The sequence below is a fragment of the Streptomyces megasporus genome, from assembly GCF_000718985.1.
Lineage (GTDB): Bacteria > Actinomycetota > Actinomycetes > Streptomycetales > Streptomycetaceae > Streptomyces > Streptomyces megasporus.
Map to the genome: position 1 here is coordinate 1 of NZ_JODL01000177.1, position 301 is coordinate 301.

The following is a 301-nucleotide window of genomic DNA, read 5'->3' on the forward strand; positions in this document are numbered from 1 at the left end:
ACCCTGAGCCGACGGTGGACGCGGTGCGTCATGCGCTACACGAGGTTGTCGCCCGCTGCATCTACGGCGTTGACCTCAACCTCATGGCCGTCGAGCTGGCGAAGGTTTCCCTGTGGCTGGAGGCCATGGAACCGGGCAAGGCCCTCGGCTTCCTCGACGCCCACGTCAAGCACGGCAACGGGCTGATCGGCGCGACGCCGAAGCTGTTGGCGGACGGTGTCCCTGACGATGCGTTCAAGCCGATCGAGGGTGACGACCGGAAGTACGCGGCTGGGCTCGTCAAGCGGAACAAGGCCCAGCG

The 301-nt window shown here is 66.4% G+C and carries 1 protein-coding gene; it reads left to right on the top strand.

Going from position 1 to position 301, the window contains the following annotated elements:
- On the top strand, positions 1–301 hold a 301-nt coding region (locus IF47_RS28500), incomplete at both ends, for a hypothetical protein (RefSeq protein WP_037733462.1).